Genomic DNA, 20,668 nt, shown 5'->3' with positions numbered 1-20,668 from the left:
CTTGCAACTCCCTGGTTGAATGCCTATCTTGGATATTGCTAATATAAGGTGTTGTAAAAAATATAACGATTTCACCGGGTTGCAATGATCCGGCGGTATAAGGGAAAAAAGGAGGGAGAATCTTATGGACGCTGTAACGGCGATTCAAGGCAAGGTCGCAACCTGGCTGGAGCTCGCGGTGGCCCCCGACTGGCGTCGGGAGCGATGCAAGATCCGGGTGCACGCGGTCGGACCGCGCGACGGCACCTGCTATGCGATTTCAATGGACGGGCGCTGGCTGTGCGCCGGCTCGGGCGAACTGACGGTATTCCACGGCCTGAGCGCAGCACTGCACTTTCTCAAGCTGATGCGCATCGAGGACTTCGAGCCGGGCGAGCCGACCAGCATGCCCGCCGTCGGCACGGGGAATCACCACTGCATGTGTACCGACGATGCGCAGCGGCTTCTGCCGTGCAACTGCGCAAACCGGCGCTGCGCCACCCATTAAGGCGCGTTCGCCAGCTCGACGCGAAACAGGCCGCGGGCCGCATTCGACAACAGGATTGCCCGGGCGCGTGACAGGTCCGCCCGGGTCAGGCATTGCTCGCGTGCCTTCCCCTCATCAAGCAGCTTGCGCCGATACACCCCGTCCAGCACGCCGCAATGCAGCGGCGGGGTGAGCAGGCAGTCTTCGCCGAGGTCCAGATACACATTGGTGCGGGCGCCTTCCGCGAGTTCCTCGCGCTCGTTGAAGAACAGCGCGTCGAAGTGCCCCCGCGCCATCGCACTGCGCAGTTCCGCATCGTAGAGTTCGCGCGCGGTCGTCTTGTGCTGCAGCAGGGGATCCCTGCTCGATATCATGCGCTGCGAAACGACGACGGTCGGTGTCGTCGCCGCGCCGTCTTCGAGGGCGCCCGCCGATAGCGCGAAACTGCCGTCGGCAGCAAGTTCGACACGCACGCGCTGCGGACCGCTCAACTCCTTCGCCTTGTCGATCAGCGCGCGCCGGATCGCGTCGACGTCCAGCGCGAAGCCGAATGCGGCGGCGGATCGGGCGAGTCGCCCGAAGTGGCGCGTCAGCAGCGGATAGGGCTCGGCCGCACCCGGTTCGCAGCGTAGCGTTTCGATGAGGCCGAATGACGGCCTGAGATCGGTCAGGAAGCGACCCTTGAGCAGCGACTCGGCCCATTCGGCGGCCGGCTCCGAATCGGCAACGATGCCGCTGCCCAGACCAAGCCGGGTATGACCGTCACGCCCGATCTCCAGCGTGCGGATGGGCACGCTGAAGCGGAAGTCGCCATCGGGCGCGATCCATCCCAGGGCTCCGCAATAGATGCCGCGTGGCGCGGTCTCGAGTTCGTGGATGATCTGCATGGCCCGGATCTTCGGGGCGCCGGTGACCGAGCCGCAGGGAAACAGCGCGCGGAACACCTCCGCGAGGCTCGCCGCGACGGGTTCGGCGACGACCGTCGAAGTCATCTGCCACACGCTTGGATAGGGTTCGATCTCGCACAGCCGCTCGACCCTCACGCCGCCGCTGGGCGCGAGACGGCCCAGGTCGTTGCGGATCAGGTCCACGATCATGATGTTCTCGGCGCGATTCTTCTCCGACGACGCGAGTGCTGCGGGATCGCTGTCCCGCGCCGCGGTGCCCTTCATCGGACGGCAGCTCAGGCGATCGCCGCGGCGTTCCACGAACAGCTCGGGCGAGCGCGACAGCATCGCGCCGTCGGCGTGGCAGAGCAGTGCTCCGTGCCTTACCGGCTGCGCCGCGCGCAAGGCGCGGTAAAGGGCCAGCGGCGAGCCGTAGAGCCGTCCGCGCAGCGCGAAGGTGAAGTTCACCTGGTAGCAGTCGCCAGCGGCGATGTAGTCGCGGATGCGCTGGATGGTGCGGCAGTAGTCTTCCTCCGCGATATCGCGGTGGAGGTCCATTACGCCGCCAAGCCGCGCGTGCTCGTCGCGCCGGGCCAGCGCTGCGGCGATGCGCCCGTCGGTTTCGGCCGGGGAAAGCCGTTCTGCCCGGCCATACACCCATGCCCTCAGCAGCGGGGTGCCGTCGTCGCGCAACAACTCGCGCAGGCGGGGCTCGAGCGCATGCCCCAGTTCGTAGGGGGCAGCAATCGCCACCCATTTCCCGCGACGGCGAGCACGCTCGATGGCGTCGAAGGCGTTGTCGAGCTCTCCTGTGCTCACGCAGCGGATGGTCTCCTCCGGCTCGGACAGCAGAAGGTCGCCGTGGCCGTGCTGGTTGTCGTCGAACAGGGCGAATTCGTGTGCGGAGTCGATCATCGTTGCGAGGGTTGCGGCTGAACTCGGGAAGCGGCGGAGGGGGAGGGGCATGTTAGCGCAACGGCGCTTCCGGTCGCAGATGGCGGTTGTTGCCCCACATTTGGCGCGGGCGCGGGTCAATGTCCCCGGTCGATGTCAGGAAATAATTTATTTGGCATTGCTGCCGGCGTATCTACTATCATTGCGGTATGCGCACGGATTCTCCTCGTTTACCGGATTTCAAGGGCTGATGGCTTTCCCCCGCAAGTCATTGACGATCTTCCTGGTGGTTGCATTCGTGTTGCTCACGGCGGTAGGGCTCTGGATGCTCGACGGAGTGTTCGCTGCCGACGGTTTCGGCGATGCCGAGGCGGGAGGGAACATCTTTGTTCCTTTTTTCGGTTTATCCATTGTGTTGCTCGCGGTAGTCGTCGCGTGGGCAGTATGGCCCCTGTTGCGCACGGCCGGCGCGCCGCCGCGCATCGGCTCCGGTGAGCCGGGAAGGGTCTTCCCTCCGCCGGTCGACTTTTCCTCTCGCGAGATCCCGGATTTCAGCCATGTGGAGATCCCGGTCAGCGAGTACGCGCTGGAAACCTACAAGGCGGCAGTCGATCACGCACCCGCCGCGATCATGATCACCAACAATCGCGGCCGGATCGAATACGTGAACGAGGCCTTCCTGAAGACTTCGGGGTATTCGCGCAGCGAGATCCTCGGACGCAGTCCGGCGATGTTCGGTGCCGGGCATACGCGCAGCGAGGTCTATGCCGACCTGTGGCAGACGATCCTGTCCGGTTGCGTATGGCGGGGCGAGGTGTGCAACCGCAGGAAGAGCGGCGACGAATACTGGGAGAACATGGCGATCTCGCCGCTGCGGGACCGCTTCGGCCGGGTGTCGCATTTCGTCGCGGTGCGCGAGGACATCACCGAACGCAAGGGTCGCGAGGAGGATCTGCGCCAGCTTGCGCAGGTCGACGCGCTGACGGGTATCGCGAATCGCCGCTATCTGATCGAGCGTGCCGAGCAGGAGAGGCTGCGGGCCGAGCGATTCGGCCAACCCTTGGCGCTGCTGATGGTGGACATCGATTATTTCAAGACAATCAACGACGAGCACGGACATGCCGTGGGCGATCAGGCGATCAGGATGGTGGCGGAAACCTGTTCCGGGAGCGTGCGCGAGATCGACATCGTCGGGCGCTATGGCGGCGAGGAGTTCGTGATCGTGCTGCCGGGGACGCTGCCGGAGGGGGCTCGCGAACTTGCGGACCGTTTGCGGCAGCGGATCGCGGCCATCGAAATCGCGGGGGCGGACGGCACGCCCGTCGGTGTCACGGTGAGTATCGGATTCGCGGCTTTCGAACCCGGCGACGAGCTGGAGCAGTTGCTGGCGGCGGCGGATGCGGCGCTTTACCGGGCGAAGAGCTTGGGGCGCAACTGCGTGGTGGCGGTCACGGACTGCTTGCTCAAGGAGCCGCCAGGCGACGTGCAGTGAGTATGGCGGTGCGCGGCATCGTGCGCAGCCTTCAGTGGAAGTCGCGGCTTTGCGCGTCGAGCGCGCCGAGCATCGCGGAATGGTCGACGACGCGGCTCGCCAGCAGGTGCGTGACATCGCCCTGGCGGCTGATCTGACCGAACACCCCCAGCAGGCGCGCGCCGAGCAGTTCCCGGCGCTGGCGTTCGATGAGTTCGGGCCGGACGATCACGTTGGCGAGCCCCGTTTCGTCCTCGATGGTCATGAACAGCGTTCCCTTCGCGGTGCCCGGCCGCTGGCGGCAGGTCACGATACCGGCGGCCCGGGCGAGCTTGCGGTCGGGGCAGGCGGAGATTTCCGCGGCGGTGAGGAAGCGCATCGCGCTGAGGCGCTCGCGCAGCAGCGCGAGGGGATGACGGCCGAGCGTGAAGCCCAGCCGGGCATAGTCGGCAACCAGTTCCTGCGCTTCGCTGGGTGGTGCGATTTCCGCGGCGCTCTCCAGCACCGGCGCGCCATGCAGCACGCCTTCCTCCGGCTGGCCGCCAGCTGCCTGCCAGAGCGCCTGGCGGCGATGGCCGGCGAGCCCCGTCAGCGCGCCGGCCGTGGCGAGCAGCCTGAGTTCGCGGGCATCGAGCGCGGCGCGCAGCGCGAGATCGTCCACATCGGCGAAGGGATGCATGCTGCGTGCCGCGGCGATCCGTGCCGCGGCGTCGGCGTTGAACCCCTTGATCATGCGCAGCCCCAGGCGCGCCGCGGGCAGGTTCGTGCCGTCCTCGGGCTCGAGCGTGCAGTCCCAGTCGCTGGCGCGCACGTCGGTCCCGCGTATCGTCACACCGTGCCGGCGGGCGTCCTGGATCAGCTGTGAAGGGGAATAAAACCCCATCGGCTGGCTGTTGAGCAGCGCGCAGAGGAATACGGCGGGTTCGAAGCGCTTGATCCAGGCGGAGAAATACACCAGCAGGGCGAAGCTCGCGGCGTGCGATTCGGGAAAGCCGTAGCTGCCGAAACCTTCGATCTGGTTGCACAGGCGCTCGGCGAACTCCGCCCGGTAGCCGCGATCGGCCATGCCGGCAAGCAGTTGCGCGCGGTAGCGCTCGAGCTCGCCCTGGCGGCGCCAGGCGCCCATCGCGCGGCGTAGCTGGTCGGCATCGCCGGGGGTGAAGCCGGCCGCGACCACGGCGAGTTGCATGACCTGTTCCTGGAAGATCGGTATGCCCAGCGTGCGTTCGAGCACGTGGCGCACGCCGTCGTCCTGCGGTGCGCCGGGATCGCGGCGTTCCGGGCGTGGGTAGTGGATTTCCTCGCCGCGCTCCTGACGGGCGCGCGCTTCGAGGTAGGGATGGACCATGCCGCCCTGGATCGGCCCGGGGCGCACGATCGCGACTTCGACGACGAGATCGTAGAAGCGGCGGGGCCTGAGGCGCGGCAGCATGGTCATCTGGGCGCGCGATTCGACCTGGAAGACGCCGACGGAGTCGGCCGCGGACAGCATGTCGTACACGGCATCGACTTCACGCGGGATGTCGGCGAGGGTGAACTCCCGCCCGTGCCATGCGGACATCAGCGCGAGGCCGCGGCGCAGGGCCGAGAGCATGCCGAGGGCGAGGACGTCCACCTTGAGCAGTCCGAGGGTGTCGAGATCGTCCTTGTCCCACTGGATCACGGTGCGTTCGGGCATCGCGGCGTTTTCGATCGGCACCAGTTCGTCGAGGCGGCCGCGGGCGATGACGAAGCCGCCAACATGCTGCGAAAGGTGGCGTGGAAAGCCGATCAGTTCTTCGGTGAGGGCGGCGAGCCGCCGGACCGTCGGGCTGTCGGGGTCGAGGCCGGCATCGCGCAGGCGTTCGGGCAGGATATGGCGGCCGTCGAACCAGAAGTGGTCGCGCGTGAGCCGCTCGATCTGCGCCAGCGGGAAGCCGAGGGCGCGGCCGACGTCGCGCAGGGCGCTGCGCGCGCGGTAGCGGATGACGGTGGCCGCGAGCGCGGCCCGTTCGCGGCCGTACTTGGAGTACAGGTACTGGATGACCTCCTCGCGCCGGTCGTGCTCGAAATCGACGTCGATGTCGGGCGGTTCGTTGCGCTCCTTCGAGATGAAGCGCTCGACCAGCATGATGCCGAGCCGGGGATCGACTTCGGTGATCCCGAGCGCCCAGCACACGACCGAGTTGGCCGCCGAGCCGCGTCCCTGGCACAGGATTCCGCGGCTGCGGGCAAAGCGCACGATGTCGTGTACGGTGAGGAAATAGGCTTCGAAGCCGAGTTCGGAGATCAGCACGAGTTCGTATTCGATCTGTTTGCGTACCCGCGGGGGGGCGTCGCCGTCCGGGCGATAACGCCAGCGCAGGCCGTCCTCGACCAGGCGGCGCAGCCAGCCCGACGGGGTTTCGCCGTCCGGGACCAGCTCGGCGGGGTATTCGTAGCGCAGTTCGTCGAGCCGGAATCGGCAGCGCGCGGCGACGCGCAGCGTTTCGGCGAGCAGTTCCGGCGGGTAGCGGCGGGCGAGGGTGCTGCGCTCGTGCAGGCGGCGTTCGGCGTTCGCCGCGAGCCGGGAGCCGGTTTCGGCGACGGTGGAATGGAGACGGATCGCGGCGAGCACGTCGGCAAGCGGCCGTCGTGCGGCCTCGTGCATCAGCGCGCCCGTGGCCGCCACCGGACGGAGGCCGGCTTCACGGGCGACCGCCAGCAGGATCGCGAGCCGTCCGGCATCGTCGGGTCCGCAGGCGAGTTCGACGGCGAGCCAGGCCGAGTCGGGAAAGCGCCCGTCGAGCCAGCGGCCGTCCGCGACGAGGGCGGCATGGTCGGGCGTGCCCTCGGGCGGCACGAGCAGGGCGAGGCAGCCCGGCAGGCCGCCTTCGAGATCGGCGCGGTTCAGGCGATATTCGCCCTTGTCGGCGGCACGCCGGCCGCGGCTGATGAGGCGCGAGAGCCGGCCGTAGGCGGTGCGGTCGGTGGCGAGCAGGGCGACGCGGGGTCCGTCGGCGAGGCGGATTTCGGTGCCGATGATGAAGTGCAGCGGCAGCCCCTGGCGCCGGATCTCCTGGTGTGCGCGCACGACGCCGGCGAGCGAGCATTCGTCGGTGATGGCCAGCGCGGTGTAGCCCAGCGCGGCCGCGTGTGCGACGAGTTCCTCGGGGTGCGAGGCGCCGCGCTGGAAGCTGAAATTGCTCAGGCAGTGGAGTTCTGCGTATCCCGCTTCGCCGGGCGCGGCGGGAATGGTTGAATGGCTGTACATAAATACAGTATAAACCGCATGCGCCGGATTGCCCGTCTGCATGCCGTGACGTGCTGTCCGGGCCGGATGCGGATGACGATTGCACGCGCCAGTGTGACTCCTGTCCTGTCTGGAATGCGGTCCGGTCGCGAACGTCATTTTTTTCGCCTACCATGCCGGTGAATCGGTCTCGCCGATCAGCGCAGTGCAGGGACGGAGCCGTAAGCGGATGAGCAAGCGAACCCTGGTGTTTCCCCTGACGGTCATCCTGATCGGATTTGCCGTTGCCCTGGGTGTTGCCCTTCAGACGGCCGAGACGAACCGGCAGACTGCGAACGCCCGGTTCGACGCGCTTGCCAGCCGGACCACCAGCGCGCTGGTCGCGCGCTTCCAGACCTTCGAGTACGGCTTGAGGGGCGCGCGCGGCGCGATCATCGGTGCCGGCAGCGAATCGATTCCGCGCAAGCGCTTCCTGCAATACACGCAGTCGCGCGAGGCCGACAGGGAATTCCCGGGTGCGCGCGGCTTCGGTTTCATTCGCCGCGTGGATCCTGCCGACGAGGCGGAGTTCGTCGCCGCCGCGCGCCGCGACGGCAGATCGGATTTCCGGGTCAAGCAGCTTGCGCCGCATGTGGGTGAGCGCTTCGTCATCCTGCATGTCGAGCCGGAGGCGAACAACCGCGAATCGATCGGGCTCGACATTGCATCCGAACTGAACCGCCGCATGGCCGCGTTGGCCGCGGTTCGTACCGGGCGGCCCGTGCTGACCTCGCCGCTCACGCTGGTGCAGGCAACGGGCAAGCCGGAGCGTGGTTTCCTGCTGCTCCTGCCCGTTTATCGCGGCGGCTATCAGCCTGTGACGCCCGAAGAGCGCTGGAATTCGTTACTGGGGTGGGTCTATACGCCGTTGATCATCGACGAGGTGCTGGCGGACTTTGATTTTCGCGGCGGTGAATTCGCGGTGTCGATCTACGACGCTGCCTACGCCGAGCAGCCCTTCCGCTTCTACGCATCGCCGGGGAGCGATCAGGAGGCTGCGGCGGGGCTGGTGCGGCAGCTGCCGGTGGAGCTGTATGGCCGTGAATGGTTCGTCGAGGTCAAGGCGTTGGCGCCCTTCCACAAGGTGCTGAACCTGTCCGATCCGCGCTGGTTCGCAGCGGGCATCCTTGCGCTGTCCGCGCTGCTCGCGAGCCTTGCCTACATCTATCTGCAGAACGTGCAGCGTCGCATCGGTGCCAGCGCCGAGGAAGCTCGCCACGCAGCGCTCGTGGAGCAGGGCGCGCGCCAGCAGCGCATCGCCGAGAGGCTGCAGCTCGCAACCGAGGCTGCGGGGATGGGGGTGGCGGAATACCGGTGTGAGGACGGACGCCTGAGCTGGGATGATCGTCTCTGCGACATCTACGGTCTATCCGCAGACGATTTCCCGGGGCGGGCGGAGGACTGGCTGTCGCACGTGGCCGCGAACGATCGTGCGGCAGTCGGCGCGGCTTTCGATCGCGCCCTGAAAGGTGGAAACTTCGACGCCAGCTTCCGCATCGTGCGAGCGGATGGTGCCGAGCGCGTCGTCCGCTCGCTCGGGCGGGCGCAGCGGAGCGTAACGGGCGAAACACTGCGGGTGGTGAGCGTCACGCTGGATGTGACCGAGCAGCGGCAGAACGAGGAGGCCCTGCGGCAAAGCGAGCGTTTCCTGAGCGCGGTTACCGAAAACATTCCGACGATGATCGCGTACTGGGACGATCGCCTGCGATGCCGTTTCGCGAACCGCGCGCTGCTGGAATTCCTCGGCAAACCCGCCGTTTCGGTGGGCAATGCGCCGATCGATTTCGTATTCGAACCTGCCCTGTACGAGACGAGTCGGCCATATATCGAGGCGGCGCTCGCAGGGCAGCCGCAGAAGTTCCAGGCGAGCTCGGCCGGTAATCGGCCGGGGGGCGTGACGCATCTGTGGTGGCATCTGGTTCCCGACCACGATGGCGTGCGCGTGCGCGGCGTGTATGCGGTGGTTTCGGACGTGAGCGAACTGAAGGAAGCGCAGATCCGCCTGGAAGAGCTGAACGTGGAACTCACGCGCCAGTCGGAACTCGCCCAGGCGGGGAGTCGCGCCAAGAGCGAGTTCCTCGCGAACATGAGCCACGAGATCCGTACCCCGATGAATGCGGTGCTCGGTTTGGCATACCTGCTCGAAAGGGCCGAACTGTCCCCCGCCGCGCGCGAGCTGGCACGCAAGATCCAGCGGGCGGGCCGGTCGCTGCTGGGCATCCTCAACGACATCCTGGACTTCTCGAAGATCGAGGCCCATCGGCTCGACATCGAGGATCAGCCCTTCCGCCTCGCAGAGGTGCTCGACGAGCTGGCGAGCACGATGGCGTACGCGTGCGAGGGCAAGCCGGTGGAGGTCGCGGTCTTTCCGCCGCCACCCGGCACGGATTTCCTCATGGGCGACGCGCTGCGCTTGCGGCAGGTGCTGACCAACCTCGCGAGCAATGCCATCAAGTTTACGGAGCAGGGCGAGGTGGTGCTGCGTGTCGCGCTGGCGGGCCGCGACGGCGATTGCCTGCGCCTGCGGTTCACCGTGTCGGATACCGGGATCGGCATCCCGCCCGAGAAACAGGAGGAGATCTTTTCCCCCTTCAGCCAGGCGGATACCTCGACGAGCCGGCGCTTCGGCGGAACCGGCCTCGGTCTGGCGATCAGCCGGCAGCTCGTCGGACTGATGGGCGGGCAGCTCGGGCTGCGCAGCGAACCCGGACAGGGCAGCGAGTTCTTCTTCGAGCTGCCGTTTGCGATTGCCGAGCCGCCCGCGCCGCCACCGCCTACCCTTCGCCCGCAGCGGGTGCTGATCGTCGATGACCATCCGCTGGCGCGCGAGACCCTGGGGGCGATCGTGATGGCGCTGGGGTGGACGGCCGAACTGGCCGATTCGGGCGTGGCGGCGATCGACGCTGTGCGGGCGCACCTGGACGCCGGACAGCCGTTCGACATCGTGCTGCTCGACTGGCGCATGCCGGGCATGGACGGACTGGCGACGGCCGCAGCCATGCGCGTCATGTGCGGCAGCGAAGCGCAGCCGGTCATCGTGATGGTGACGGCGGCCGAACGGGAAGCGCTGCACAGACATCCGGACAGCCGCTTCGCCGACCGCGTCCTGACCAAGCCAGTGACGGGCACGACCTTGCTCGAAGCGGTGGCGGAACTGGTCGCGGGCAGGCGCGGCGGCGCGGTCCGCGCACCATCCCCGACGCAATCGGGCCGTCTTGCCGGATACAGGGTGCTCGTCGTGGACGACAGCGACATCAACCGTGACGTCGCCCAGGGGATTCTCGAGGGCGAGGGCGCACAGGTTGCGCAGGCGGAGCATGGCGAGGCGGCCCTTGCGCTGCTCGAGCGACAGCCCGCGGACTTCGATGCGGTGCTGATGGACGTGCAGATGCCGGTCATGGACGGCTACGAAGCGACGCGCCGCATTCGTGCATCGGAAGCCCTGCAGGCGCTGCCCGTGATCGCGGTGTCCGCCGGTGCCTTCCACGACCAGCATGAGGCCGCCCTGCAGGCAGGGATGAGCGGTTTCGTGTCCAAGCCGTTCGCGGCCGTGGACCTGATATCCGCATTGCAGGCTTACGCGGCGAAGCGGAAATCGCCTGCGGTGCCGGTCGTGTCCGTTTCCGCTGCGGCCCATGCGGGCGAAGTTCTGCTCGACGTCGCGCTCGGGCTCAGGCTGTGGCGTGACGCGGCGACCTATGCGACCTACCTGCAGCGTTTCGTCGATACGTACGGCGAGGAGCCCGTCAGGGTCGGCACTTTCCTGCAGAGCGGGGATGCAGCGGCCGCTGCGAGCGCCGCGCACAAGTTGCGCGGTGCGGCGGGTGCGATGGGCCTGTTGCGCCTCGCGAGTGCGGCCGGTGCGGCCGAGATGGCCTCGCGGGATGGTCCGGACCCTCGTGGCGCGGTGGCGTGCCTGAACGAGGCGATGGATGCGACGCTCGCCGAGATCGGACGCTTCCTTGCTGCCGCGCAGACGCCTCCCGCGAACGGGCCGCTCACCGATCAGGCTTGCGCGACTCCGAATTGATGCCGGCGCGGTGCTTTTCCGGGGCTGATGGGTTTATCCCCACGCGACGTGAGCAGTCCTGTGGACAACTTGTGGGGATGTGCTGCAGGGCACTGACGCACAAGGAAATGTTGCGTATGCACAAAAATGAGGCATTTGCGCAACGCGCGCGGTGGGAAAGTCCCCCCTTATCCCCATCGGGCGTGGGCAGTCCTGTGGACAACTTGTGGGGATGTGTCGCAGAGGGCTGACGCGAAAGGAAATGTTGCGTCTGCGCAAAAATGAGGCATCGACACAACGTACTTGTCGGTCGTCCGATGCGGTCTGCAGCAGCTAGAATCGACGGTTTGCTTCGTTCTGCGGAATTGCCGATGCCCCACCAGCCCCGCGTGTCGTACTCCATCGCCCCCGCGCGTCCGGAGGCCCACGTCTTCGAAGTCAGCTGCACCGTCGCCGCCCCCGATCCGGCCGGGCAGGTGTTTCGCCTTCCCGCGTGGATCCCCGGCAGCTACATGATCCGCGAGTTCGCGCGCAACATCGTCACGCTGCGCGCGGAGTGCAACGGACGGCCGGTTGCGGTGGAAAAGCTCGACAAGCACAGCTGGCGCGCGGCGCCGGTCGATGCCGGGCGGGCACTGACGCTGATCTACGAGGTGTACGCGTGGGATCTTTCGGTGCGCGCCGCCCATCTTGATGCCACGCACGGCTTCTTTAACGGCACGAGCGTGTTCCTCGCCGTGGAGGGCAAGACCGACGAGCCCTGCTATGTCGATATCCTGCCACCCGGCGGCCCGGCGCTGCAGACGTGGAAGGTTGCGACGACGCTGCGGCGTCCGGCAGGGGATCCGCTCGCGGCCCCGGCGATGGGTTTCGGCCTGTACCGCGCGGAAAACTACGACGAACTGGTCGATCACCCGGTCGAGATGGGCTGCTTCACGCACGCGCGCTTCGAGGCGGCCGGCGTGCCCCACGACGTCGTCCTCACGGGGCGCCACGACTGCGACCTCGAACGCCTGTGCGCCGATCTGTCGCGCCTCTGCACGTGGCAGATCGAACTGTTCGGCACGCCCGCCCCGGTGGATCGCTATCTCTTCCTCACGATGGTGGTCGGTGACGGTTACGGCGGCCTCGAACACCGCGCCTCGACGGCGCTGCTGACGAGCCGCAACGACCTGCCGTACGCGGGCATGCGCGAGCAGACCGACGGCTACCGGACCTTCCTCGGCTTGTGCAGCCACGAGTACTTCCACACATGGAACGTCAAGCGCATCAAGCCGGCGGCGTTCGCGCCCTATGACCTTGCCGCCGAGAACTACACGCGCCTGCTGTGGGCGTTCGAGGGCTTCACGTCCTACTACGACGACCTCGCGCTGGTGCGCTCGGGCGTGATCGGCGTGGAGGACTACCTCGCGCTGCTCGGGAAGACGATGTCCAACGTGCTGCGCGGCAGCGGCCGCCTGAAGCAGAGCGTCGCCGAATCGTCCTTCGATGCGTGGATCAAGTACTACCGGCAGGACGAGAACGCGCCGAACTCAATCGTCAGCTATTACGCGAAAGGTGCCCTGATCGCGCTCGCGCTCGACCTCCAACTGCGCGCTGCGAGTGCGGGACGCAAGAGTCTGGACGACGTCATGCGCCTGTTGTGGCAGCGGCACGGCCTGACCGGTGAAGGGGTCGCGGAGGACGGGCTGTTCGCGCTGGTCGGCGAGGTCGCGGAAGCGGGCCTCAAGGGCGCGGGGCGGCGTCTGTCGCGCTGGCTGAAGGACGCGGTCGAGGGTACCGAAGACCTGCCGCTGGACGAGTTCCTCCGTCCGTTCGGGATCGAATTCCGTACCGAGGCTGCGGCCAAGGGTGGGGCGCTGGGCGTGAAGCTTGCGGGCGGCAATGGCGAGGCGAAGCTCGCGAACGTGTTCGACGACGGCCCTGGACAGCAATGCGGGCTTTCGGCGGGGGACGTGCTCGTCGCCGTCGATGGGCTCAAGGTGACGGCCGCCTCGCTCGACGGGCAGCTCGCGCGCCGCCGGCCGGGCGAGCAGGTGACGATCCACGCCTTCCGTCGCGACGAGCTGATGACGTTTACCGCCGAACTCGCGGCTCCGCCGGCCGACACGGTGAAGCTCGCGAGCGGCAAGCGGGTGTCGGCGCCGATGCGCACCCTGCGCGAGGGCTGGCTGGGAAGCTGAGCGTCCGCCGGCGCGGACCTCAGGCAGACCTCAGGCAACTCCCTCTTGCTGGCGCCGCATCACGGCGCGCAGCAGCCAGCCGAACAGCACCGCGGCAACCGTCGTCGACATCACGCCCGCCTCCCAGAAGCCCGCGACGTGCGGGCCCGCGGTGCGCCAGGGCGCGTGGAAGCTCGCCCAGTAGCCGCCGGCGAGGCCCACCCCCCAGAAGCACACCGCGTGCATCAGCATCGGCACGAAGGTCACCTTGTAGCCGCGCAGGGCGTGTGCGGCGACGGTCTGCACCGAGTCGAACAGCTGGTAGAGGCAGACGTAGATCAGCAGCATCAGGCCGACCGCACGCACGGCGACGTCTTCCGAGAACAGGGCGATGAGCGGCTCGCGCGCCATCCATAGCGCGATGCCGATGAGCGACGCGAGTCCTGCGGTGACGATCATGCCCACCCGTATCGTCATGCGCGCGCGGGCCCAGTCGCGCGCGCCGGCGGCCTGGCCGACCTGGACCAGCACGGCGATCGACATTGCCAGCGGCAGCATGTAGATCAGCGCGGCGATGTTCGCGACGACGCGGTGGCCGGCGACGGACTCGGCGCCCAGGCGGGCGGCGAAGAGCGCGATCAGCGTGAAGGAGGACACCTCGATGAAGGTCGACAGGCCCATCGGCACGCCCAGGCGTAGCAAGCCGAGGATTTCCGCGGCCTGCGGCCCGCGCCAGTGCGAGAAGAGGTGATACGGCCGGTAGCCGGGATTGCGGGCGAGATAGGTGGCGCCGCAGGCGAAGGCGAGCCAGTTCACGATCGCCGTCGAGACGCCGCAGCCGAGCACGCCCAGCGGTGGCAGCCACAGGTGGCCGTACACCAGCGCCCATGCGAGCGGGACGTGGGTTGCGGTGACGACGAAGCTGATCGCCATCAGCACGCGCGGTTTGCCGACCGCGTTGTTGAAGGCATAGAAGGTGCGGTACAGCAGCACGGCGGGCAGGCCCGCGGCCGTCGCGAGGAGGTATTGGCGGGTTTTCGCGTCGACGTCGGGGGGGACGCTGCTCAGCTCCAGCAGGAAGCCGGGGAAGACCATCAGCGCGATGCCGGGCACGGCGAGCATCAGCGCGAGCCAGAAACCCTGCTGCAGCGCGGGCCCGATCCGCTCCGTGCGGCCGGCGCCGAAATGATGCGCGACGGTCGGTGCGACCGCCTGCAGCACGCCCACCACCAGCATCACGATCGAAATGTACACGCCGCTGCCGACCGCGACCGCGGCGAGGTCGACGGTGCCGTAGCGCCCGACGATCACGGTGTCGGCGATCATCATGCTCATCGACAGGATCTGCGCGACCAGCACCGGCCACGCATGGTGGAGCAGCTGGCGGGCAATGACGGACGAGGAGGCGGATGACAAGGCGGACGACGAGGCGGGGGCGCTCAAGGAATGGGGTTCGGGCCGGGGGGAGGAGCCCGGCGGGTGCCGGGTGCGGGGAAGCGAGTTTAGCCAAAAAATCCATGCACATACCAGCCGCCGGGCGGATCGAGCTGCTCGAACACCCACCACAGCGCCGCATCGGGGGCGCGGGCGATGTAGTAGTCGCGGCGCGTGTCGGCCCCGTCCCACCACCCCGACTCGATGCGCTCCGGCCCGTTCAACAGTGTCAGCGAGCGGATCGATTCGAGCGCGCGCGGTTCGTTCATCAGCCACAAGGGGCGGGGGCCGGCGGCCGGCGGGGTGTTGCGGGGGGCAGGGCGTCCGGGGGCCGCGAGGCGCCAGGCGCGCTCGGGGCGGTGCTCGGAAACCGGATGCACGGTGCGTACCGCCTCGCGCCCCAACCGGGCGCGCAGGCGGTCGAGCAGCAGGGCGGCGGCGTCGCGTGCGCTGTCGGGATCGCCGAACAGATCCTGCGTGCGCCCGGGGGTGACGACCGGGTTGTCGGCGAAAAGGCGCAGCGCCTCGACCGGTGCGGGCAGTTCCAGCGCGGCCAGGTGCTCGCGGGCGAGCATCAGCAGCCGCCCGTCGTCGCGCCCCGGTGTGCCGGTGACGATCTCGAGCACGGTGTCGGGGCGGTCCTCGTGCTCCAGGTGCAGGCGGCAGCGGTCGAGCGCGGCATGGCGGGCCGCAAGCCAGGCGGAAAGCCCGGAAAACAGCCTTCCCGCGGCGAACAGCAGCGGCTCGGTGTGCAGCATGCTCGCGGGCAGGACCAGGCGCGCTTCGAAGCGCTCCGGCGGCAGGAACCACAGCCGCGGATCGGGGCGTTTGCCGCGGGCCCGCGCGAGCGTGTCGAGCACGACGGAGGCTTGGCGGCGGGCCAGCCCGTCGCGCGGCAGGCGGGCGACGTCGCCGATGCGGCGGGCGCCGATGCCGTGCAGCAGGTCGAGCGTGGCACGGGACACTTCGGCGCCGTCGCCGAGCAGTTCGACGGGCAGGTCGTCCAGCTTGCGCCACCATTCGGCGGCGGCCCGGATCTGCCGGCCCGGGTGCGTACGGGCGAGCCAGCGTGCCGCGAGCGGGGTCGGGGCGGCGGCGATGGCGGCGTCCAGGCCGAGCGGAACGAGCTCCGAACGGATGCGCCGCACCAGCCCGGTGACGCCGCCGAAAAGGCGCAGGCTGCCGCTCGTTTCCAGCACCAGCACATCGGGCGGGTCGATGCTGACGCAGGGCGTGAATTGCGCGGCCCACGCCGCGAACTCCGCCAGCGTCGCGGCCTCGAGCGCCGGGTCGCGTTCGCGCAGCTGCAGTGACGGGGCGACGGCGAGTGCGCCGGCCACGTTCTGGCCGGGCTCGACGCCGCGCGCCAGCGCAGCCGGTGTCGCCGCCGTCACGCGCGCACCGGGGCTGTGTTCGACGACCGCGAGTTCGCCCGGCTCATCCACGCCGCGCGTGAATACCTGCAGCGGCAGATCGGACAGGATCAGGGCGAACCAGAGCATCGTTGAGGGCGGGGGTGCGGCGCAGGCCGGGACGTTGAGGGAGCGACAGGCGCAGCGGGGCGGCGAGGCCGGGGCCGCGTCGCTTGAGGATGTCCACCGCGAGCTCGCCGTCGCGCGCCGCCAGTCGCAGGCGCAGGACCGCGGGGGACGGTTGCCGTGCGGCGGATGCGGGGCGGAACAGGAACAGCGGCGTCGCGGAGCTTTCGGCGGCGAGTTGCAGGCGTCGCAACGCGGCGGTGTCCGCGCGCGCCAGCCAGGCGAGCACGGCGCTGCTGCCGCCCGAGGCCAGCGCCTGCCGGACCGCCCACAGGGTTTCGGCGTGGCCGTCGGGTTCGAGCAGCAGGAAGCGCTCGAGCGGCACACCCGCCGCGGCGAGGGCAGGGGCGTAGGGCAGGTGGGGCGGGGCGACCCAGACGATCCAGCGGTCGGCCGGGAGCGCGTGCAGGACGGGCAGCAGCAGTCCGATCTCGCCGATGCCGGGGCTGTCGGACAGCAGCTCGATCAGCGCATTACGGGGCCAGCCGCCCCCGGCAGCTGGGCGTCGAGCGCCGCAAAGCCGGTTGCGATGCCCGCTTCGGTCGACTGCGCGAGCCGGTCGGCCTGCCACACGAGGCCGGGCGGCAGGGCGGCGAGGGCAGTCTGGGCGAGGGCGGACATCGGGGGCGGGAGGCGTAAAGGGGGATCACGGCGGAAGGCTTCACAGCGAACCGTTGCGCACCAGGCCGACGGCGATCCCCTCGATCGTCAGGGGGGTGCTGCGGGTGTCGACGACGATGGGCTCGAAATCGGGGTTGGCCGGCAGCAGGCTGACGATAGGGCCCTTGCTGGTGAAGGTTTTTACGGTCACCTCGTCCTCGACGCGGGCGACCACGACCTGTCCGGAACGCGCCTCCTGGCTGCGGTGCACGGCGAGCAGGTCGCCGTCGAGGATGCCCGCGTCGCGCATGCTCATGCCGCGTACGCGCAGCAGGTAGTCGGCGCGCGGCGAGAACAGGGCCGGGTCGATCTGGTGGCGCGACTCGATGTGCTCGACCGCGAGGATCGGGCTGCCGGCCGCGACCCGGCCGATCAGCGGCAGGCCGAGCCCCTGGGCAAGGCGGATGCCGCGCGCCCGCCCTTCCTCGAGCAGGATCGCGCCCTTCGCTGCGAGCGCGCGCAGATGGCTTTCGGCCGCGTTCGGCGAGCGGAAGCCGAACGCCGTGCACACTTCGGCGCGCGTGGGCGGGCGCCCCTCGGATTCGAGCGTCTGGCGGATGAAGTCGAGGATTTCGCCCTGGCGGGCGGTCAGGTTATGGTCGCGGCTGCTCATGGGATTCTCCGGAGTAACTGTAATTTTAAACAGCTTCCGCTGATCCGCAAGCATTAAATCGGTGTAGCGCAAGCGGGGGAGACGCGGGTAGAGTTCGCCTCGTGTCTCGGCTAGAATCCAACGACGTCAGGGAGATCACATGTTGCAGATCGGTGATATCGCGCCAACGTTTTCGCTGCCGGATGCGGACATGGAGGATTTCGACCTCGCCGCAGAACGCGGCAGGCACCATGTGGTCCTCTACTTTTACCCTCGTGACAACACGCCGGGATGCACCCTGCAGGCGGCCGACTTCTCCGATCATGAAGACGACTTCGCCCGCTACGGCTGCATCATTGTCGGCGTCAGTCCCGACGATTGCCTGACTCACGCCGAATTCCGCGACCAGCACGGCCTGTCGATACGTCTGCTTTCCGACGTCGAGACCGAGGTGTGCCGGCTCTACGATGTCTGGCAGCCCAGGGAAGTCGATGGTGTGAAGAAGATGGGTGTGGCACGGACGACCTTCGTGATCGACAAGGAAGGCATCGTCCGCCACGCACTCCGCGACGTTACACCCCGCGGCCATGCGGCGGGGGTCTTCGAACTGGTCAGGAAACTGGAAACAGAGAAAGCTAATGGAAATCGTCAAGAACAGCGTCGTAACGCTTAAGTACACCGTCGTCGACCCGGACGGCAACATGATCGATGATGGTCAGCAGCCGCTGGTCTACCTGCACGGCGGCTACGATGGCATCTTCCCTGCCGTCGAGGAGGCGCTGCACGGCAAGAAGGTCGGCGAACAGCTGACGATCAAGCTGCAGCCCGAAGATGCCTTCGGCGAGTACGACGAGGAGCTCGTGCTGGTCGAGGATCTCAGCCAGTTCCCCGAGAACATCGAGGTCGGCATGTCCTTCGAGCGCGTCACCGACGACGGCGAGGAGGAAATGATCTACCGCATCACCGACATCGCCGACGGCAAGGTCGTCGTCGACGGCAATCACCCGCTGGCCGGCACGGCGCTGGTGTTCGACGTGACCATCGCGGAAGTGCGTCCGGCGACCGCCGAGGAACTCTCGCACGGCCACGTGCACGGCGCGGGCGGCCACCACCACTGATCGGTCGACCAGTCGCAGCATCGCCAGAGGGCCGCGCAAGCGGCCCTTTTTCCATCCACTTCCGCAGATATCCACGTCCGATGACCGTACTCGCCGGAACCGACCGACCGCAGGTCGCGCAGCAGGATCGACCGCTCGACGCTCCGCTTCTGGACGTGAGGGATCTGCGCGTGCAGATCGGTGCCGCCGCACGGCCCGTGCGTCCGGTCGACGGCGTCGGGTTCTCGATCGCGGCGGGGGAGACTTTCGCGCTGCTGGGCGAATCGGGCTGCGGCAAGTCGATGACGGCGCTGGCCCTGCTGCGCCTGCTGCCGGACGCCGGACGCATCGTCGGCGGCGAGGTGCGCTTTGCCGGCGACGAGCTGCTCGCGCGCAGCGAGGCGGGCATGCGCGAGGTGCGTGGCGGCCGGATCGCGATGATCTTCCAGGAGCCCTCGACCAGCCTCAACCCGGTGATGACCGTGATGACGCAGATCGGCGAGGTTCTTGCGCGCCATCGCGGCCTGCGCGGCGTGGTGGCGCGTGCCGAGGCACAGCGCCTCCTCGACGCGGTGGGCATTCCGGACGCCGGGCGCCGGCTGGACGATTATCCCTTCCAGTTCTCCGGCGGGATGAAGCAGCGCGTGATGATCGCGATGGCGCTCGCGGGCGAGCCCGAACTGCTGATTGCCGACGAGCCGACGACCGCGCTCGACGTGACGATCCAGGCCCAGGTGCTCGATCTGCTTGCACGCCTGCAGGCCGAGCGCGGCATGGGCATGCTGCTGATCACCCACGACCTGGGCGTCGTCGCGCGCATGGCGCAGCGCATCGGCGTGATGTACGCGGGCGAGCTGGTCGAGACCGGCGCGCGCGAGGACTTCTTCCGCGAGCCGCTGCACCCGTATTCCCGCAAGCTCTTCGCCGCGCTCCCGACCGACGCCCAGCGTGGCCGTCCGTTGGCGGCGCTGGGCGGACATGTGCCCCCGCTCGATCAGGCCTTCACCGGCTGCCGCTTCGCCGGGCGCTGCCCCGATGTGTTCGACCGGTGTCATCACGAGGCCCCGGCGTGGCAGGCCGTGGGGGCGCAGGCGGTGCGTTGCCATCTGTACGCGGAAAATTGCGCGGAAGGTTACGTCGATGGGCGCACGGCTGCCGCCGCTGCGGCGCCCGTGGCCGTCGCGGCGGACGCGCGCGCAGGCACAAGGACGGTGCCGCTGCTCGACGTGCGCGACCTGCAGGTGCATTTCCCGGTGCGCAAGGGCCTCCTGCGACGCGAGGTGGCGCGCGTGCGCGCCGTCGATGGCGTGAGCCTCGCGCTTGCGCCGGGCCGCACGCTGGCGCTGGTGGGCGAGTCAGGCTGCGGCAAGACGACCGCCGGCAAGGCGATCCTGCAGCTCGTGACGCCGACGGGCGGCGAGGTGTACCTCGACGGCACGCTGCTCGCGGGCCTGTCCCGGCCGGCCTTGCGCGCGCTGCGGCGCGACTTCCAGATGGTGTTCCAGGATCCCTTCGCGTCGCTGAATCCGCGCATGCGCGTCGGCGAGATCATCGAGGAGGGCATGCTCGCGCTGGGCGTCGAGCCGGATCCGCTGAAGCGTGCCGGGCGCATCGACGCGCTGCTTGCGCGCGTGGGACTCACGCCGGAAATGAAGCTGCGCTATCCGCACGAATTCTCCGGTGGCCAGCGCCAGCGCATCGCGATCGCCCGCGCGCTCGCGGTACGGCCGAAATTGATCGTGTGCGACGAGCCGACGAGCGCGCTGGACGTGTCGGTGCAGGCGCAGATCCTCAACCTGATGCGCGAGCTGCAGGCGGAGTTCGATCTCGCCTACCTCTTCATCACGCACAACATCGGCGTGGTGAGCTGGCTCGCCGACGAAGTCGCGGTGATGTACCTGGGGCGCATCGTCGAGCAGGGGCCGGTGGGGAGTGTGCTCGGGTCACCCGCACATCCCTACACCCGCGCGCTGCTCGCGGCGGTTCCGGACATCGAGCGCGAAACTGCGGCGCATGCAGGCGGCACGCCCGGTGCCGCACGCCCGGTGGTGGCCGGCGACCTGCCGTCGCCGCTGGCGCCGCCTGCGGGCTGCCATTTCCACCCGCGCTGCGAGCGGGCGACCGACATCTGCCGCGCGCAGTACCCCGCAGTCACCGAGCTGCGCGGCGGGCGCAGCGTGCGCTGCCACTGGCCCGCCTGAGGCGGTT

Annotated in this window: 13 protein-coding genes; 7 read left to right on the top strand and 6 right to left on the bottom strand. The window is 68.6% G+C overall.

The features are described 5' to 3' along the window. The first annotated feature begins 124 nt into the window (after positions 1-124). Positions 125-487 carry a hypothetical protein gene (locus AzCIB_RS10720; protein ID WP_050415888.1) on the top strand — a complete coding sequence of 121 codons (363 nt, stop codon included), beginning with the start codon at positions 125-127 and terminating at the stop codon, positions 485-487. On the opposite strand, the gene pabB is transcribed toward AzCIB_RS10720, so the two are convergent. Beyond that, positions 484-2,319 (bottom strand): aminodeoxychorismate synthase component I, encoded by a 1,836-nt coding sequence (gene pabB, locus AzCIB_RS10715; RefSeq protein WP_232299415.1) that lies wholly within the window; start codon positions 2,317-2,319, stop codon positions 484-486. The two genes, AzCIB_RS10720 and pabB, sit on opposite strands and share 4 nt — an antisense overlap. On the opposite strand from pabB, the gene AzCIB_RS10710 reads away from it, so the two are divergent. Then, positions 2,318-3,739: a sensor domain-containing diguanylate cyclase gene (locus AzCIB_RS10710; protein ID WP_232299414.1), complete on the top strand. Its 1,422-nt coding sequence runs from the start codon at positions 2,318-2,320 to the stop codon at positions 3,737-3,739. The genes pabB and AzCIB_RS10710 overlap by 2 nt on opposite strands. A 31-nt stretch (positions 3,740-3,770) precedes the next feature. On the opposite strand, the gene AzCIB_RS10705 is transcribed toward AzCIB_RS10710, so the two are convergent. Then, positions 3,771-6,950, bottom strand: a complete 3,180-nt coding sequence (locus tag AzCIB_RS10705; protein WP_050418336.1) for an error-prone DNA polymerase — start codon at positions 6,948-6,950, stop codon at positions 3,771-3,773. Between the two features lie 208 nt (positions 6,951-7,158). On the opposite strand from AzCIB_RS10705, the gene AzCIB_RS10700 reads away from it, so the two are divergent. Further along, positions 7,159-10,998 carry a CHASE domain-containing protein gene (locus tag AzCIB_RS10700; RefSeq protein ID WP_050415885.1) on the top strand — a complete coding sequence of 1,280 codons (3,840 nt, stop codon included), beginning with the start codon at positions 7,159-7,161 and terminating at the stop codon, positions 10,996-10,998. Positions 10,999-11,348: 350 nt separating this feature from the next. After that, positions 11,349-13,160 carry a M61 family metallopeptidase gene (locus AzCIB_RS10695; protein ID WP_050415884.1) on the top strand — a complete coding sequence of 604 codons (1,812 nt, stop codon included), beginning with the start codon at positions 11,349-11,351 and terminating at the stop codon, positions 13,158-13,160. 30 nt (positions 13,161-13,190) lie between these two features. Here the strand turns inward: AzCIB_RS10695 and AzCIB_RS10690 are convergent, their stop codons facing one another. The 4 genes from AzCIB_RS10690 to lexA all read right to left on the bottom strand — a co-directional run bounded on the left by AzCIB_RS10690 (position 13,191) and on the right by lexA (position 17,384). Then, positions 13,191-14,582, bottom strand: a complete 1,392-nt coding sequence (locus AzCIB_RS10690) for an MATE family efflux transporter (protein WP_050415883.1) — start codon at positions 14,580-14,582, stop codon at positions 13,191-13,193. Positions 14,583-14,641: 59 nt separating this feature from the next. Further along, a complete protein-coding gene (locus AzCIB_RS10685) occupies positions 14,642-16,075 on the bottom strand; it encodes a Y-family DNA polymerase (protein WP_198149663.1) in 1,434 nt (477 codons plus the stop codon). Continuing rightward, complete coding sequence (gene imuA, locus AzCIB_RS10680) at positions 16,011-16,682, bottom strand: translesion DNA synthesis-associated protein ImuA (protein ID WP_232299413.1); 672 nt, start codon at positions 16,680-16,682, stop codon at positions 16,011-16,013. Before imuA ends, AzCIB_RS10685 begins: the two co-directional genes overlap by 65 nt. A 90-nt stretch (positions 16,683-16,772) precedes the next feature. Next, entirely contained in the window at positions 16,773-17,384 is a 612-nt protein-coding gene (gene lexA, locus AzCIB_RS10675; protein ID WP_050415882.1) for a transcriptional repressor LexA, read from the bottom strand. A 139-nt stretch (positions 17,385-17,523) separates the two neighbouring features. Here lexA and AzCIB_RS10670 point away from each other — a divergent pair, with 139 nt between their 5' ends. The 3 genes from AzCIB_RS10670 to AzCIB_RS10660 all read left to right on the top strand — a co-directional run bounded on the left by AzCIB_RS10670 (position 17,524) and on the right by AzCIB_RS10660 (position 20,661). After that, positions 17,524-18,036 carry a peroxiredoxin gene (locus AzCIB_RS10670; protein ID WP_050415881.1) on the top strand — a complete coding sequence of 171 codons (513 nt, stop codon included), beginning with the start codon at positions 17,524-17,526 and terminating at the stop codon, positions 18,034-18,036. Beyond that, positions 18,002-18,481 carry an FKBP-type peptidyl-prolyl cis-trans isomerase gene (locus AzCIB_RS10665; RefSeq protein ID WP_050415880.1) on the top strand — a complete coding sequence of 160 codons (480 nt, stop codon included), beginning with the start codon at positions 18,002-18,004 and terminating at the stop codon, positions 18,479-18,481. The genes AzCIB_RS10670 and AzCIB_RS10665 overlap by 35 nt, the downstream gene beginning before the upstream one ends. 80 nt (positions 18,482-18,561) lie before the next feature. Beyond that, the gene (locus AzCIB_RS10660; protein ID WP_050415879.1) at positions 18,562-20,661 is read left to right on the top strand and encodes an ABC transporter ATP-binding protein; all 2,100 of its coding nucleotides are present in this window, start codon (positions 18,562-18,564) and stop codon (positions 20,659-20,661) included. The last annotated feature ends 7 nt before the right edge of the window (positions 20,662-20,668 follow it).

Source organism: Azoarcus sp. CIB, from assembly GCF_001190925.1.
Taxonomy (GTDB): Bacteria; Pseudomonadota; Gammaproteobacteria; order Burkholderiales; family Rhodocyclaceae; genus Aromatoleum.
Note: the sequence above shows the minus strand (reverse complement) of the source record. Positions and strands in the feature narration are given on the sequence as shown.